This is a genomic window from Pseudomonas extremaustralis (genome assembly GCF_900102035.1).
In the GTDB taxonomy this organism is placed as follows: Bacteria; Pseudomonadota; Gammaproteobacteria; order Pseudomonadales; family Pseudomonadaceae; genus Aquipseudomonas; species Aquipseudomonas extremaustralis.
The window spans coordinates 6,414,837-6,429,713 of the sequence record NZ_LT629689.1 but is presented as its reverse complement, the minus strand read 5'-3'; the positions used below and the strand labels follow the sequence as shown (position 1 = coordinate 6,429,713).

15 protein-coding genes are annotated in these 14,877 nt (G+C 59.5%); 5 read left to right on the top strand and 10 right to left on the bottom strand.

Annotated features, from left to right (window positions below; translation table 11 throughout):
- Positions 1–97: 97 nt before the first annotated feature.
- From aspS to BLR63_RS29600, 4 genes are all read right to left on the bottom strand, one after another.
- A complete protein-coding gene (aspS, locus tag BLR63_RS29615; RefSeq protein ID WP_042947109.1) occupies positions 98–1,873 on the bottom strand; it encodes an aspartate--tRNA ligase in 1,776 nt (591 codons plus the stop codon).
- 107 nt (positions 1,874–1,980) lie between these two features.
- Positions 1,981–2,202 (bottom strand): FmdB family zinc ribbon protein, encoded by a 222-nt coding sequence (locus BLR63_RS29610; protein ID WP_010208103.1) that lies wholly within the window; start codon positions 2,200–2,202, stop codon positions 1,981–1,983.
- A gap of 185 nt (positions 2,203–2,387) precedes the next feature.
- Positions 2,388–2,729, bottom strand: coding sequence for a ribbon-helix-helix domain-containing protein (locus BLR63_RS29605; protein WP_042947107.1), 342 nt, complete (start codon positions 2,727–2,729; stop codon positions 2,388–2,390).
- A 181-nt stretch (positions 2,730–2,910) separates the two neighbouring features.
- A complete protein-coding gene (locus BLR63_RS29600) occupies positions 2,911–3,384 on the bottom strand; it encodes a Dps family protein (RefSeq protein WP_010566143.1) in 474 nt (157 codons plus the stop codon).
- 416 nt (positions 3,385–3,800) lie between these two features.
- On the opposite strand from BLR63_RS29600, the gene BLR63_RS32145 reads away from it, so the two are divergent.
- A complete protein-coding gene (locus BLR63_RS32145; RefSeq protein ID WP_010566142.1) occupies positions 3,801–4,403 on the top strand; it encodes a cold-shock protein in 603 nt (200 codons plus the stop codon).
- A 69-nt stretch (positions 4,404–4,472) separates the two neighbouring features.
- Here the strand turns inward: BLR63_RS32145 and BLR63_RS29590 are convergent, their stop codons facing one another.
- Positions 4,473–4,679 (bottom strand): SlyX family protein, encoded by a 207-nt coding sequence (locus BLR63_RS29590; protein ID WP_010566141.1) that lies wholly within the window; start codon positions 4,677–4,679, stop codon positions 4,473–4,475.
- 3 nt (positions 4,680–4,682) lie between these two features.
- Positions 4,683–5,108 carry an HIT domain-containing protein gene (locus BLR63_RS29585; protein WP_010566140.1) on the bottom strand — a complete coding sequence of 142 codons (426 nt, stop codon included), beginning with the start codon at positions 5,106–5,108 and terminating at the stop codon, positions 4,683–4,685.
- 743 nt (positions 5,109–5,851) lie between these two features.
- Between BLR63_RS29585 and BLR63_RS29580 the strand changes: the two genes are divergently transcribed.
- Positions 5,852–7,150 carry an OprD family porin gene (locus BLR63_RS29580; protein ID WP_010566139.1) on the top strand — a complete coding sequence of 433 codons (1,299 nt, stop codon included), beginning with the start codon at positions 5,852–5,854 and terminating at the stop codon, positions 7,148–7,150.
- A gap of 186 nt (positions 7,151–7,336) precedes the next feature.
- Here the strand turns inward: BLR63_RS29580 and BLR63_RS29575 are convergent, their stop codons facing one another.
- Complete coding sequence (locus tag BLR63_RS29575) at positions 7,337–8,182, bottom strand: mechanosensitive ion channel family protein (protein WP_010566138.1); 846 nt, start codon at positions 8,180–8,182, stop codon at positions 7,337–7,339.
- Between the two features lie 136 nt (positions 8,183–8,318).
- Positions 8,319–8,804, bottom strand: coding sequence for a YajQ family cyclic di-GMP-binding protein (locus BLR63_RS29570; RefSeq protein ID WP_003193880.1), 486 nt, complete (start codon positions 8,802–8,804; stop codon positions 8,319–8,321).
- 123 nt (positions 8,805–8,927) lie between these two features.
- On the opposite strand from BLR63_RS29570, the gene BLR63_RS29565 reads away from it, so the two are divergent.
- Genes BLR63_RS29565 through BLR63_RS29555 form a run of 3 tightly spaced genes read left to right on the top strand, consistent with a single transcriptional unit; the run spans position 8,928 to position 12,509 of the window.
- A complete protein-coding gene (locus BLR63_RS29565; RefSeq protein ID WP_010566137.1) occupies positions 8,928–9,845 on the top strand; it encodes a putative 2-dehydropantoate 2-reductase in 918 nt (305 codons plus the stop codon).
- A 46-nt stretch (positions 9,846–9,891) separates the two neighbouring features.
- Positions 9,892–11,928 (top strand): sensor histidine kinase, encoded by a 2,037-nt coding sequence (locus BLR63_RS29560; RefSeq protein ID WP_010566136.1) that lies wholly within the window; start codon positions 9,892–9,894, stop codon positions 11,926–11,928.
- A gap of 2 nt (positions 11,929–11,930) precedes the next feature.
- On the top strand, positions 11,931–12,509 hold the full coding sequence (locus BLR63_RS29555) for a cob(I)yrinic acid a,c-diamide adenosyltransferase (protein WP_010566135.1): 579 nt from the start codon (positions 11,931–11,933) through the stop codon (positions 12,507–12,509).
- 64 nt (positions 12,510–12,573) lie between these two features.
- On the opposite strand, the gene BLR63_RS29550 is transcribed toward BLR63_RS29555, so the two are convergent.
- Positions 12,574–13,518: a Nudix family hydrolase gene (locus BLR63_RS29550; protein WP_010566134.1), complete on the bottom strand. Its 945-nt coding sequence runs from the start codon at positions 13,516–13,518 to the stop codon at positions 12,574–12,576.
- A 19-nt stretch (positions 13,519–13,537) separates the two neighbouring features.
- Complete coding sequence (gene argJ, locus BLR63_RS29545; protein ID WP_010566133.1) at positions 13,538–14,755, bottom strand: bifunctional glutamate N-acetyltransferase/amino-acid acetyltransferase ArgJ; 1,218 nt, start codon at positions 14,753–14,755, stop codon at positions 13,538–13,540.
- Positions 14,756–14,877: the final 122 nt, after the last annotated feature.

Sequence of the window (14,877 nt, the reverse complement as noted above, 5' to 3'; positions counted from 1 at the left end):
CACCCCAGGTGGGATACAACCCTTGTAACGCAAAGGCGCATCCGAAGATGCGCCTTTTTGGACTGCGTAAACCTCAGTGCGCTTTCACGCCGCAGCCTTACTCAGCCTTCGGCGTCTCGCGCAGACGAATGTGCAGCTCGCGCAATGCCTTGGCATCCACCACACCTGGAGCCTGCGTCATTACGTCGGCAGCACTCTGGGTTTTCGGGAACGCAATCACTTCACGGATCGACTGGGCGCCGGTCATCAGCATGACCAGGCGGTCCAGGCCGAAAGCCAGGCCACCGTGAGGCGGCGCGCCGTATTTCAGGGCATCGAGCAGGAAGCCGAACTTCTCTTCCTGTTCCGCTTCGTCGATACCCAGCAGACGGAAGACCGCTTGCTGCATCTCTTTGCGGTGGATACGGATCGAACCGCCACCCAGCTCGGTGCCGTTGAGCACCATGTCATACGCACGGGACAGAGCGCCCGCAGGATTGGCTTCCAATTCTTCCGGGGAGCATTTCGGCGCGGTGAACGGGTGGTGCAAGGCGCTGAAGCTGCCGTCGTCGTTCTCTTCGAACATCGGGAAGTCAACGACCCACATCGGTGCCCACTTGCAGGTCAGCAGGTCCAGGTCGTGGCCCAGCTTGATCCGCAGCGCACCCAAGGCTTCGCTGACGATCTTGGCCTTGTCGGCGCCAAAGAACACGATGTCGCCATCGACCGCGCCCACGCGATCCAGGATCACGTTGAGGTTGGCTTCAGGGATGTTCTTCACGATAGGCGACTGCAGGCCTTCAACGCCTTTGGCGCGCTCGTTGACCTTGATGTACGCCAGGCCCTTGGCACCGTAGATGCCGACGAACTTGGTGTAGTCGTCGATCTGCTTGCGCGGCATGCTCGCGCCGCCAGGCACGCGCAGAGCGGCGATACGACATTTCGGGTCGTTGGCCGGGCCGCTGAATACCTTGAAGTCGACGTCCTTGAGCTGGTCGGCCACGTCCACCAGTTCCAGCGGAATACGCAGGTCTGGCTTGTCGGAACCGTAACGGCGCATGGCTTCTTCGAAGGTCATGTGTGGGAACTCACCGAACTCCAGGTCCAGCACTTCCTTGAACAGGTTGCGGATCATTTTTTCGGTGATGCCCATGATCTCTTTTTCATCGAGGAAACTGGTCTCGATGTCGATCTGGGTGAATTCCGGCTGGCGGTCGGCGCGCAGGTCTTCGTCGCGGAAGCACTTGGCGATCTGGTAGTAACGGTCGAAGCCGGCCACCATCAACAGTTGCTTGAACAGCTGTGGCGATTGCGGCAGGGCAAAGAAGCTACCAGCGTGGGTACGGCTCGGCACCAGATAGTCACGCGCGCCTTCCGGGGTGGCCCGGGTCAGGATCGGCGTTTCGACGTCAAGGAAGCCGTTTTCGTCGAGGAAGCGGCGGATGCTGGTGGTCATGCGCGAACGCAGACGCAGCTTCTCGGCCATTTCCGGACGACGCAGGTCCAGGAAGCGATAGCGCAGGCGGGTTTCTTCACCGACGTCGGAGTATTCGTTCAGTGGGAACGGCGGGGTTTCCGACTCGTTCAACACTTCCAGCTCGTAACCCAGCACTTCGATCGCGCCGGACGCCATGTTCGGGTTAACGGCACCGGCCGGACGCAGACGGACCTTGCCGGTGATCTTCACGACATACTCGCTGCGCACGCGGTCGGCGGCGGCGAAGCTGTCAGCGCGATCAGGGTCGAACACCACCTGGGCCAGACCATCACGATCACGGATATCGAGGAAGATCACCCCGCCGTGGTCGCGGCGACGGTGAACCCATCCGCAAAGGGTGATTTCCTGACCATCCAGGGTCTCGTTCAGTTGGCCGCAATAGTGGCTGCGCATCATGGTAGTGGTTTCACTTCTCGTAATTCGAAATTCGGTGGAGGCCTGCCTCGTCACCGTACAGTTAAGCAGGGGACGAATAATGCAGGAGCCTGCGCATGGAGTTCAACTCAGTCTGCTTTGTCGCCGCCCGCCAGGTTTTTCTTCGAGCCGGTCTTGAAATCGGTCTCGTACCAGCCGCTGCCGCTCAGGCGGAAGCCCGGCATGGACAACATCTTCTTGAGCTCAGGCGCCTGGCAGGCCGGGCAATCGACCAGCGGCGCGGCGCTGATCTTCTGGATGGCTTCCAACTGATGACCACAGGAAGCACATTGATAGTCGTACATGGGCATGGAGATGTCTCGGCGATCAGATCGTTACTGTGCCGCGCCCGCTCCTGGCTAGAGAGCACAGGGAGAAAGCCCCCGGCATGCGCAGCAAAGCGCGGGATTATATCTGGTAAATCGAGGCAGCGCAGCCGGCTTTCTGCTCGGGGCCTCGCCCACCTCGACGGCGGACAGGCCCCGGAGCCCGACGATTACTCAGGGCTCGGTGCTCCGGCACGTCCTTTTAACAGATGAACCACACACACCACCCTGACCAACCCACTGAAGTTCTTCACCCCGCCATGACGCAAGTGCACTTCCCGATCGACGTATGACAGCAACGCACTGACCGAACAGGCATTGATCCTGGCTATTTCCGTGAGGATATTCCAATAGATCTGTTCAAGCCGCAGGCAAGTGGAAAAGCCATTGAGCCTGACCGACCGGGACAACGGCTTGGCGAGCCCCATATCGAACCCTTTTGCGAAGGGGTCGATCTGCATCTTATGAAAGCCACTGGTTTCCATTACCCCATTACCCACTCCACGTGACATACACCTGACACTCCATTGCCAAACAGCAGCCCATGAGTTCTCCCATTGGACAGTAGGCTCTATAAAACAGCAGGAAGCGGCAGGCAGCCAGAAGACGGTACGTCGATAGGCGTAGGACAACGCCAGGAAATGCGCGGAAACCAGCGAGCGGCGCCAGGACGGCGCCCCTCAGGGCCGAAGATTATTGATTTTCGAGCAGGGAGCGCAGCATCCACGCGGTTTTCTCGTGAACCTGCATACGCTGGGTCAGCAAGTCGGCAGTCGGCTCATCGCTGACCTTGTCGAGCAACGGGAAGATACCCCGCGCGGTGCGAGTCACCGCCTCCTGGCCGGCCACTAGTTGCCGGATCATTTCTTCCGCGCTGGGTACGCCCTCTTCCTCCTTGATAGAAGAAAGACGCGCATAGATCGAATAGGCACCCGGCGCCGGGAAGCCCAGGGCACGAATCCGCTCGGCAATGGAGTCCACCGCCAGCGCCAGCTCGTTGTATTGCTCCTCGAACATCAAGTGCAGCGTGCGAAACATGGGCCCCGTGACGTTCCAGTGGAAGTTGTGGGTCTTCAGGTACAGTACATAGGTGTCGGAAAGCAGACGCGAAAGCCCGTCGACGGTGGATTTACGATCTTCTTCACTGATACCGATATCGATAGCCATGTTTATCCCCTTCAATTGACAAGCATTCATTGATCAGGTGCAGGACCACTCTAGCAAGAGCATCGTTGATGCGCAGCCCGGCCCTGCGGCAAATCCCCTGGAACGCCCTGTTGGCGCGTACCGGCAAGGCCGGCGGGCAAAGCCGGAAATGTCCAAGCGAGCCGCTTGAAAAGCCCGCACGTGTCTAGGACAAGCGTTTGACGCATAAATGCCCCGCCTCTTGCAACACCCGGAAATGCTTGATTTGAGTAGGCACAGCCTTTGCTGTTAAATAGGCAGCGTGTCGCCGCCGTTACCTTTCGCGGCAAGCGGCATAGGCTGATACCCGCGCACGTGCCCAACGCCTCCCATTGTTCAGAAGCGAACCGTGCCAGTCAGCTCTTCCTTGTGATCCGTCTTAACGTGAGTTAATCAAAATGTTGAAAATCGTCCACCTGCTAACGGGCGTTGCAGCTTTGCTGCTGTCCTTTATCCCGAGCCTGCAGCCTGAAAGCCTGCCCTACCTGCAACAACACGACGCTCTGTACCTGGCCTTGTTCGGCCTTCTTAACCTGACGCTTGCACCAGTGATCCCTTACTGGAACAAAGGCACGCGTCATCAACTGCAAAACCTGGTCAGCGCGCTGCTGGTGCTGACTGTTGTCGTACAAACCCTCACCCTCCTGGCGCCCATGCCTGAAGTCGGCGGCCACCCGGCCATCCTCCTCAGCCTGGTGATTGCGCTGGTCGCCATCGTTCTTCACCTGGCCATCAGCTTCTACCGTTCGTCCCCTGCGGCCGCGTCGCAAAACTACGACATGACCAATCGGGATACCGGGACCGTCAAGTGGTTCAACACATCCAAAGGCTTCGGCTTTATTTCCCGCGATTCGGGCGACGATATTTTCGTCCACTTCCGGGCCATTCGCGGCGAAGGCCATCGTGTTCTGGTCGAAGGCCAGCGCGTGGAGTTCTCCGTGATGAATCGCGACAAAGGCCTGCAAGCCGAGGACGTGATCGCCGCCCTGCCGCGTCGCTGATTCCAGTCTTCGCAGCAAAAAAAACCGCGACCCGGCGCTGGCTGGATCGCGGTTTTTTATGCATAGCGCTTAATAGTGGGGCGGTGGGGCTTCCTCTTCGGAGGTTTCGAACTGGCTGCCCATTTCTTCCTGGCGCTTGAGCAGCGCGGTCATCTGTAACTGCAGGCGCTCCACGGCCCGCTGCTGAGCGACAAGGATGTCATTGAGGGTCTCGATGGTGTCGTCCTGAAAGGCCAGTCGGCTTTCCAGATCGGTGACGCGGTCTTGCAGATCCATGATTCAGCCCTGGGTAAAGACGAAGTCGGCGGGCAACAGTTCGCGCAGGCGCGCCCGCATGGCCGTGGCCTGCTCTTGCGTATAAGGCCGCGCCGGTTGCTTGCCCCATACCGGTGCCGGCCAGGCGGCGTCATCGCGCTTGCGCACAATCACGTGCACGTGCAGTTGGCTGACGACGTTACCCAGCGCACCAATGTTCATCTTGTCGGCGACCAGGCCCTCGCTCAGCAATTGCGCAAGAGCCGTCGTCTCTTGCCAAAGCGTTTGTTGATCTGCGACATCCAGTTGAAACACCTCGCTGATACCGTTGATGCGCGGCACCAGGATGAACCAGGGGTAATTCGAATCGTTGGACAGCAGCAGGCGACAAAGCGGGAAGTCCCCGATGACCAGTGTGTCTTGTTGCAGGCGTTGATCTAAAGCGAACACTGCGGGCACTCCGTTCGGCAAGTCAGGTTCAGGGGCCCAGCATACCTTTGAATGTCGCTGGCTTCACGGCGATTGCGCAGAGCCACGACGCAATCCACCAGAAAACCTGCACTCTTTCGAAGCAGTCGAATATTTGAGCTACGCTGATACGGGCTTCACCGGGACGCACCAAAATGACCCACTTGCGCGTCAAAAAGATCCGCCAAGTACCCACTGATGGGGTGATCCGGTAACGTTTTTTTCTGACACAGGTTTTTTGGAGCATAAAAAAGACCGTGACACCCACGCCCGAGTCCAAACCAAACGGCGTAAGAAGCCCGTACTTATGAGGTTTTTACACATGAGAGCGCCTTTTCACGAAAAAATGACATTCAGTTACCGGTTTGTGCACGCTTGTTGCATTCACACCCACATCGTCGACAACGACACTCGCCGGGATGCAGGTGTTTCGCGATAAAAACCCAAGCGTTTCAATGCGTGCCAAGGAAGACTTCAGACGCCGAAATGCGTTTGAAAACAGTATTGGAGTTGTCAGTCCAGTTAAATTTGGACTGTGAATTTGCGACATGGAGCTAGCAATTTACGACAGCCTCGTAAAGAAGCTGAAAGGAAAGATGGGTAAGTATCGTCAATAAGGGTCTGCGTGATATAACTTTGCGCTGACACAAAAAAGAAAGAGCCGCCCAGATAAAAATACAGGTGGGACGGCAGTACTCTTCCTAAAACCAAAGGAGCAAATCACGATGCGCGTGATGAAGTGGAGCATGATCGCCCTGGCTGTTTCAGCAGGCACCTCGCAGTTCGCAATGGCGTCCGCCCAAGACGACGCCAAGGGCTTTGTTGAAGACAGCACTTTCGGTATCAATACCCGTGCGCTGTATTTCAGCCGCGACTTCCGCAATGAACCCGCAAACGGCTATACCATCGTCAACGGCAAGCGCAAGAGCCGCGCCGAAGAAACCGGCCTGGGCTTCAATGCCCTGTATCAATCGGGCTTCACCCAAGGCACCGTCGGTTTCGGTATTGACCTGATCGCCCTGGGGGGCGTCAAGCTCGACAGCGGTAAAGGGCGCTCCGGTACCGGTCTGTTCCCAACAGGTTCCGATGGTCGCTCGCAAGACGACTACTCCAAAGGCGGCGGCGCAGTTAAGTTCCGCATCTCTGACACCGTATTGAAAATCGGCGACCAGTACACCACAGCACCTGTATTCGCTTCTGACGACAGCCGTCTGCTGCCAGAGTTGCCACAAGGTATCTCGATCACCAGCAACGAGATCAAGGGACTGAAACTGGAAGGCGGCCACTTTACTTCCAGCGTCGCGCAGAGCCAGACCTACCATGACAGCCTCGGCCTGACGAAAACCGACTTCGTCGGTGGCGTCTACTCCTTCACTCCAGAGTTCACCGGTAGCCTGTACTACGCGAAGACCGAAGATTACTTCCGCAAGTACTACGGCAACCTGAACTGGACCCATGCACTGAGCGACGATCAGTCCTTCGCTATCGACTTCAACATCTACGACACCAAGAGCGACGGCGCAGGCCTGCAACGCGCTGAAAAAGACGGTACGACCAAGCTCGACAACCGTGCGTTCAGCTTGCAGGGTGCGTACACCATCGGCGCTCACACCTTCACCCTGGCTGCACAGAAGGTCACCGGCGACGGCGACTACGGCTACGGCGTAGACGGCGGCGGTACGATCTTCCTGGCCAACTCCATTGCCCGTTCCGACTTCAACGCCGAAGGCGAGAAGTCCTACCAGGCGCGTTACGACATCAACATGGCGACCTTTGGCATTCCTGGCCTGAGCTTCATGACTCGTTACGTAACCGGTAGCGGCGCCAACACTGGCACCACTTCGAACGGCAAAGAGTGGGAACGCGATATCGAAGCCAAGTACGTAATCCAGAGCGGCCCAGCCAAAGACCTGAGCCTGCGCGTACGTCAAGCGACCTATCGTTCGTCTGATGGCGTGTACTACGGTTCCCCGTCCCTCGACGAACTGCGTCTGATCGCGCAATACCCGCTGAACATCTTGTAATTGACAGTTTGATTACAACGATGACTTAAGGCTTCGGCCTTAAATAAAAAGCCGCTCCTTTGTTCACAAGGGAGCGGCTTTTTTGTCTGTGTGGCTTCAGCGAAAAAATAACTAGCAAGCTAACTAACGACACTAACGTTTTCACACTAAACCCGACCTGCCAGCCAAGTTAAATGCAATTGCTTACTATTGCTTCGCTGTTGTTTCCTGCATTACACGAATGACTCGCTGCGGAAATGGAATATTGATATTCGCTGCCTTCAAACGGTCGCGCGCCAGTTCATTAAGCATGAACACTACATCCCAGTAATCCGCCGTATTAGTCCAGCAACGCAGGGAAACCGTGATCGAGCTATCGCCCAAGGTCGAAACCACGGCCACCGCTGCGGGATCGGTCAGTACACGCGGATCCTTCGCCAACTCCAGCAACACTTCGCGGGCTTTCTGCAGATCGGCTTCATAGTCCACTCCTACATCGAACACCACCTTGCGGGTCGGCTGACGATTGGTGTTGGTGATGATGCCGTTGGACAAGATGCCGTTAGGCACGATGACGGTCTTGTTGTCGCCGGTACGCAGCACGGTGTGGAAGATCTGGATGCTGTCGACGGTACCCGATGTGCCCTGGGCTTCGATCCAGTCACCAATGCGGAACGGGCGGAACAACAGAATCAGCACGCCGCCGGCGAAGTTGGCCAGGCTGCCTTGCAATGCCAGGCCGATGGCCAGGGTAGCGGCACCGATCGCCGCGACGAACGAAGTGGTCGCAACGCCGATCATCGAGGCCACACTGACGATCAGCATGACTTTGAGCGCTATATTCGCCAGGCTGGTGATGAAGTGCTGCAGCGCCTGGTCCGCGTTACGCATGGCCAGCAGACGCCCCACACGGTGGGTCAATACGTTGATCAGCCACCAGCCAATGGCCAAGGTGATGACCGCCAGCAACACCCGGCTGCCGTATTCCATGATCATCGGGATCCACGACTGCGAGGTCTTGATCAAGTGATCCATTTCAGCGTTTAAATCCATGTAGCTTCTCCTGTATGCGGATGTACGGCTTTATTGACGGTCTGAAAACGCAACTGAGCCCCGTAGGGCTCAGTTGTAGGCGCGGGATTCTGGGGCGTGGGACGTCAAAAACGTCCACAGGTTCCCCACTGTGCCATCAGTCGCGAAAGTTATTGAACTGCAGCGGCATATCGAAGGTCTTGGCGCGCAGGGCGGCGATGGCCTCTTGCAGGTCGTCACGCTTCTTGCCCGTAACCCGTACCTGCTCACCCTGGATGGCGGCCTGGACTTTCAGCTTGGCATCCTTGATATGGGCGACGATCTTCTTCGCCAACTCTTTGTCGATGCCTTCCTTGAGCACGGCTTCCTGCTTCATCAGCTTGCCGGAGGCGTAGGCGTCCTTGACTTCAAGGCATTGCACGTCGATCTTGCGCTTGACCAGGGCCAGCTTGAGGATCTCGATCATCGCTTCCAGCTGGAAATCGGCTTCAGCGGTCAGGTTGACGGTCAGTTCCTTTTCCTTGAATTCGAAGCTGCCCTTGCCTTTCAAGTCATAGCGACGGTCCAGTTCCTTGACGGCGTTCTCGACGGCGTTGGTGACTTCGTGTTTGTCCAGTTCGGATACCACGTCGAACGAAGGCATGTCATATCTCCAATATAAGGGGCGGGCTCAGTAGAGATGGAGCGCGCCCAGGCTAAAATGCCGGGGCATTATAGCGGTTCTTTCGTCCCGTTCACTGTGAGCGACCCTGCGGAGCAAAAACTGATGTCGACCACCTGGCATATCCTTGGCGCCGGCAGCCTGGGCACACTCTGGGCCACCCGCTTGGCTCGCGCTGGCGTGCCCGTCAGGTTGATCCTGCGCGATGAGGCGCGCCTGGCCAGCTATCAGACCGCAGGCGGGCTGACGCTGGTAGAGCATGGTGTCGAACAGAGCTACCCAGTGATCGGCGAAACAGCCGACAGTCCCGAACCGATTCATCGCCTGCTGGTGGCATGCAAGGCCTACGACGCCCAAAGCGCCGTCGCACAGTTGCAACACCGCCTCGTACCCGACGCCGAGCTGATCCTGCTGCAGAACGGCCTCGGCAGCCAGGACGCAGTAGCCGCGCAACTGCCCCAGGCCCGCTGCATTTTCGCCTCAAGCACCGAGGGCGCGTTTCGTGATGGCAACTGGCGCGTCGTGTTTGCCGGCCATGGCTACACCTGGCTGGGGGACACTCGTCACCCCACCCCACCGCTGTGGCTGGAGGACCTGCACGCCGCTGGCATTCCCCACGAATGGAGCACCGACATCCTCACGCGTCTGTGGCGCAAGCTGGCGCTCAATTGTGCGATCAACCCGCTGACCGTGCTGTACCAGTGCCGCAACGGCGAACTGCAGGCCCATCAATGTGAAGTGGCGACCCTGTGCGCCGAGCTCGGCGAACTGCTGGAATGCTGCGGCCAACCCGCCGCAGCGCGGGATCTGCAGCACGAAGTGGAACGGGTGATCCACGCCACGGCCGCCAATTACTCCTCCATGTATCAGGACGTGGCCAACGCCCGGCGCACCGAAATCAGCTATTTGCTGGGCTATGCTTGCCAGGCGGCGGCCCGTCACCAACTGAACTTGCCGCATTTGCAACAACTGCAAATACGCCTGGTCGACCAGTTACGCGCACACGGATTGCCCCGCGACTGAGCCACGCGCTACTCTGCCCGCCTGTCTATCACCTGGGAAAATCCTGATGCCGCTGCGCCAGCGTCTAGAAAACCTACCGGTCGGGCAGAAACTGCTGGCCGCCCTGCTGGTGTTGCTGACCACCGTGTTGCTGGTGGCCAACCTGACTTTCATCAGCGCCGCCTACTGGATCTCCCAGGAAAGCATGGCGCCCCAGGCGTTGCAGGCCATCGGTCGACTGGTGTCCAACCCGGCGCTGGCGGCAGAAGCCCTTGAATCCCCCGCCAAAGCCGACGCCCTGCTCAATGAACTGACCAGCTATTCGCCATTACGCGCCGCCGCGCTTTACGACGGCGAAGGCAACCGCCTGGCGCAGATGCAACATGGCGATCGCCTGCACCTGCCAGACCACTACCGTCATATCGAAGCCTGGCGCGTCACCGAATTCCGCAGCAATCAAGTCATCACCCTGCCCCGCCCCGGCCAACCTTCCGGGCATTTGTTGCTGGTGGCCAGCAGTGAGCTGCCGATGGCCTTCTATACCGGCACACTGACCGCCAGCCTGGGCATCCTGATTTTCAGTGTGCTGTTGTGGCTGATCATCGCCCGGCAGATCAAACGCCTGATCACCCGGCCCATCCACGAGCTGGAAGAACTCTCACGCCAGGTGACCCGCGAAGAGAACTACGCCCTGCGCGCAGGCCCCGGCAACCGCGATGAAATCGGCAGCTTGGCCGAAGCCTTCAACACCATGCTGTCGCGCATCGAAGCCCGCGAGCAGCAGCTCAAGCGCGCACGGGACGATTCCCAGGCCGCTTACGACCAGGCCCAGGGCTTGGCGGAAGAGACGCGCCATACCAACCGCAAGCTGGAGCTGGAAGTTCAGGTTCGCAGCAAAATCGAGAAAAAACTCACCGGCTTTCAGAATTATCTGAACAGCATTATCGACTCGATGCCATCGGCACTGATCGCCCTGGATGAGCAGCTCTACGTGACACAGTGGAACCAGGAAGCCAGCGCGCTTTCCGGCACGCGCCTGGACGAAGCCTTGAATCAGCCGATCGACCTGGCCTTCCAACCGCTCAAGCCGTTCCTGCCGCAGATCAAGGCCACCGTCGAGCAACACACGGTAGAACGCATAGAGCGTGTCACCTGGACCAAGGACGATGAGCCCAAGCATTACGCGCTGACCTTCTACCCGCTGACCGGCGGTGCGGGCCGCGGCGTGGTGATCCGTATCGATGACATTACCCAGCGCCTGTCCCTGGAAGAAATGATGGTGCAGTCGGAAAAGATGCTTTCCGTTGGCGGGCTCGCCGCAGGCATGGCCCACGAGATCAACAACCCGTTGGGAGCGATCCTGCATAACGTGCAGAATATTCGCCGCCGCCTGTCCCCCGACCTGCCCAAGAACCTCGAGCATGCCGAGCAATTGGGCATCGAGCTGGACACCGTCAACCGCTATCTGCAAAGCCGCGAAGTGCCACAACTGCTCGACGGCATCCAGCAAGCCGGGGCGCGAGCGGCAAAAATCGTCACCCATATGCTCAGCTTCAGCCGTCGCAGTAACCGCCAGATGGCGCCCTGCGATCTGCCCGCACTGATCGACCAGGCAGTGGAAATCGCCGGTAACGACTTCGACCTCACCATCGGCTTCGACTTCAAGGGCCAGGCGATCATCCGCCAGTTCGACCCGCAACTGGGCCCGGTGCCCGGCACCGCCAACGAGTTGGAACAGGTGCTGCTCAATCTGCTTAAAAACGCCGCCCAGGCCATTCACCTGCGCGAAGACGACAGTGAGCCGGGCCGTATCATCCTGCGCACCCGTCTCAACCCGCCATGGGCGGAGATCCAGGTGGAAGACAACGGCATCGGCATGAGCGAAAACGTGCGCAAACGGACCTTCGAGCCGTTCTTCACCACCAAGGAAATCGGCCAGGGCACAGGGTTGGGGCTGTCGGTGTCTTATTTCATCATCACCAATAACCACAAGGGCCAGATGGAAGTGCATTCCACCCCTGGCCAGGGCACCTGCTTCACCTTGCGCCTGCCCTTGGCCGGCAGCCAACCACTCCCTCACGAACTTACCCAACTGGAGCACTGACCATGGGCTTTCGCCTGTCGAAGATTTACACCCGTACCGGCGACAAGGGCGAAACCGGCCTGGGCGACGGCCGTCGGGTAGGCAAGGACCATCCCCGGGTAGAGGCCATTGGCGAGGTCGATACGCTGAACAGCCAACTGGGACTGCTGCTGGCCAGTCTTGAAGAACAGAGCGGCAAGCATCCGGCGCTGAAGGATGTGATCGAGGTGTTGACCCCCTGCCAACATCGCCTGTTTGACTTGGGCGGTGAGTTAGCGATGCCGGTGTACAAGGCGCTGAATGAGGCCGAGGTGAACCGGCTGGAAGCGGCGATTGATCGCTGGAATGAGGAAGTGGGGTCGTTGGAAAACTTCATTTTGCCGGGTGGTTCAGCGTTGATCGCCCAAGCCCATATATGCCGAAGCCTGGCGCGCAGCGCGGAACGACGGTGTCAGCATTTGAATGCGGTCGAACCGTTGGAAGGGGTGGCGCTGGCGTATATCAATCGGCTGTCGGACTTGCTGTTTGTAGCGGCCAGGGTGATCGCCAAGCGCCAGGGTGTCGCAGAGGTTTTGTGGCAGGCGGCGGCTAAACCTCACTGAGGACTGCGGTGTTTGATCGGGCCTTATCGCGGGCTAGCTCGCGATGAGGCCCGTCAGAACCACATCAAGCTTGCGGCCAAAACGCCCGAATCCCCGCCACACCTTGGGCTCCGGCTTGCCACGCCTGTTCCCGCTCGTCAGGCCCGACACCGCCCAGCAGAAACACCGGTTTGCTGAACCCGCTGATCAACGCCGCAGCCTGCTCCCAACCGAGAGGCTGGGCATCGGGATGGGTCTGGGTCGGTTGCACCGGTGACAGCGTGACGAAATCCACGTCCATCAACTCGGCCAGCGCCAGTTCTTCGGCGTTGTGGCACGAAGCTGCCAGCCAGCGATCCTTCGGCAGCGGTCGCCCTTTGCTGGCGTATTTACGCAATTGCGCGGAGGTCATGTGCCAGCCGGCGGCAGGAAAATCCCCCAGCCATTCAAACGGGCCCTTGAGCATCAATTGCGCCTTGCCGGCACACAGCCCCACCGCATCCACCGCAAGGTCACGGTACTTGGGGTCGTAGCCGTTGGGTGCGCGCAGTTGCACCAGCTTGATGCCCCCCGCGATAGCTTTCTGGACACCGCGCAACAAGGTCGGGGTTTCCAGATCGCCTGGGGTGATCAGGTATTCGGCGGGCAAACGCGCGGCGGCAACAATCGGCGCATTCGCCGCCGGGAACTCATAGTTGAGCAGATCCCGAGGCGCCACCCATTCCAGCGGCTGCCCCTCGGCGCCATGGGGTTCGCCGGTAAAGGCCGACACTTCCCAGACATCCAGCAACACCTGTTTGTCCGGGTAGTCATGCTGCACCTTGATCAACGGCCGCGCCGTGGTGACCTGAATGCCCAACTCTTCCTGCAATTCGCGCGACAGTGCGGTGGCGACCGACTCATCAGCCTCCACCTTGCCGCCGGGAAACTCCCAGAGGCCGCCCTGATGCTGGGTGTCGGCGCGGCGGGCCAGCAGGACCCTGCCGTCGGCGCCGCGGATCACCGCTGCTGCTACATGCACTCGTTTCACCGCGCTTATCCTCCGGATTTCAGGTGCGGTATTCCGCATTGATCTTCACGTACTCGTGGGACAGGTCGGTAGTCCAGATGGTTTCGCTGCAATCGCCGCGCCCCAGTTCGATACGGATGGTGATTTCTTCCTGCTGCATCACGGCCGAGCCCTGGGCTTCGGTGTAGGTCTCGGCGCGGGCGCCACGACTGGCAATGCAGACGTCGCCCAGGAACACGTCGATCTTGCTCACGTCCAGGTCCGGCACACCGGCACGGCCAACCGCAGCGAGAATCCGGCCCCAGTTCGGGTCGGAGGCAAACAACGCAGTCTTGATCAGCGGCGAGTGGGCCACGGTATAGCCGACATCCAGGCACTCCTGGTGATTGCCGCCGCCGTTGACTTCGACCGTCACGAACTTGGTCGCGCCTTCGCCGTCACGCACGATGGCCTGGGCCACATCCATGCACACTTCGAATACCGCTTGCTTCAACGCAGCGAACAGCGGGCCGCTGGCCTCGGTGATCTGCGGCAGGTTGGCCTGGCCGGTGGCGATCAGCATGCAGCAGTCGTTGGTCGAGGTATCGCCATCGATGGTGATGCGGTTGAACGACTTGTTGGCGCCGTCCAGCACCAGGCTCTGCAGTACGTCGCGGGAAACTTTGGCATCGGTGGCAATGTAGCCGAGCATGGTGGCCATGTTTGGACGGATCATGCCCGCGCCCTTGCTGATACCAGTCACGGTGACGGTCACGCCGTCGTGCACGAACTGGCGGCTCGCGCCCTTGGGCATGGTGTCGGTGGTCATGATGCCGGTGGCGGCGGCAGCCCAGTTATCCACAGACAGGTCGTCCAGCGCGGCCTGCAGGGCACCTTCGATTTTCTCGACAGGCAGCGGCTCGCCGATCACACCGGTGGAGTATGGCAGCACTTGGCTGGCATCCACGCCGGCCAACTGAGCCAGCTTGGCGCAGGTGCGCGCGGCAGCTACCAGGCCAGGCTCGCCGGTGCCAGCGTTGGCATTGCCGGTGTTGGTCAGCAGGTAACGGATCGGGCCGGCAACGCGCTGCCTGGCCAGGATCACCGGTGCGGCGCAGAAAGCATTGAGCGTGAACACGCCCGCGACCGTCGAGCCTTCGGCACAGCGCATCACCACCACATCCTTGCGCCCTGGGCGTTTGATCCCGGCCGAAGCGATACCGAGTTCAAAACCGGCAACCGGGTGCAAAGTGGGCAAAGGACCAAGACCAACAGCCATGAATGCGCTCCTTAAAAATAGATGATGTCTGTGCCGTCGCGATCGACGGTGAAATTAATGGCAAAACGCCGCGACGGCAGAGGCCGGTCGCGGCGCGGGGTGTAGCAGCGTCAGGCGGAAAT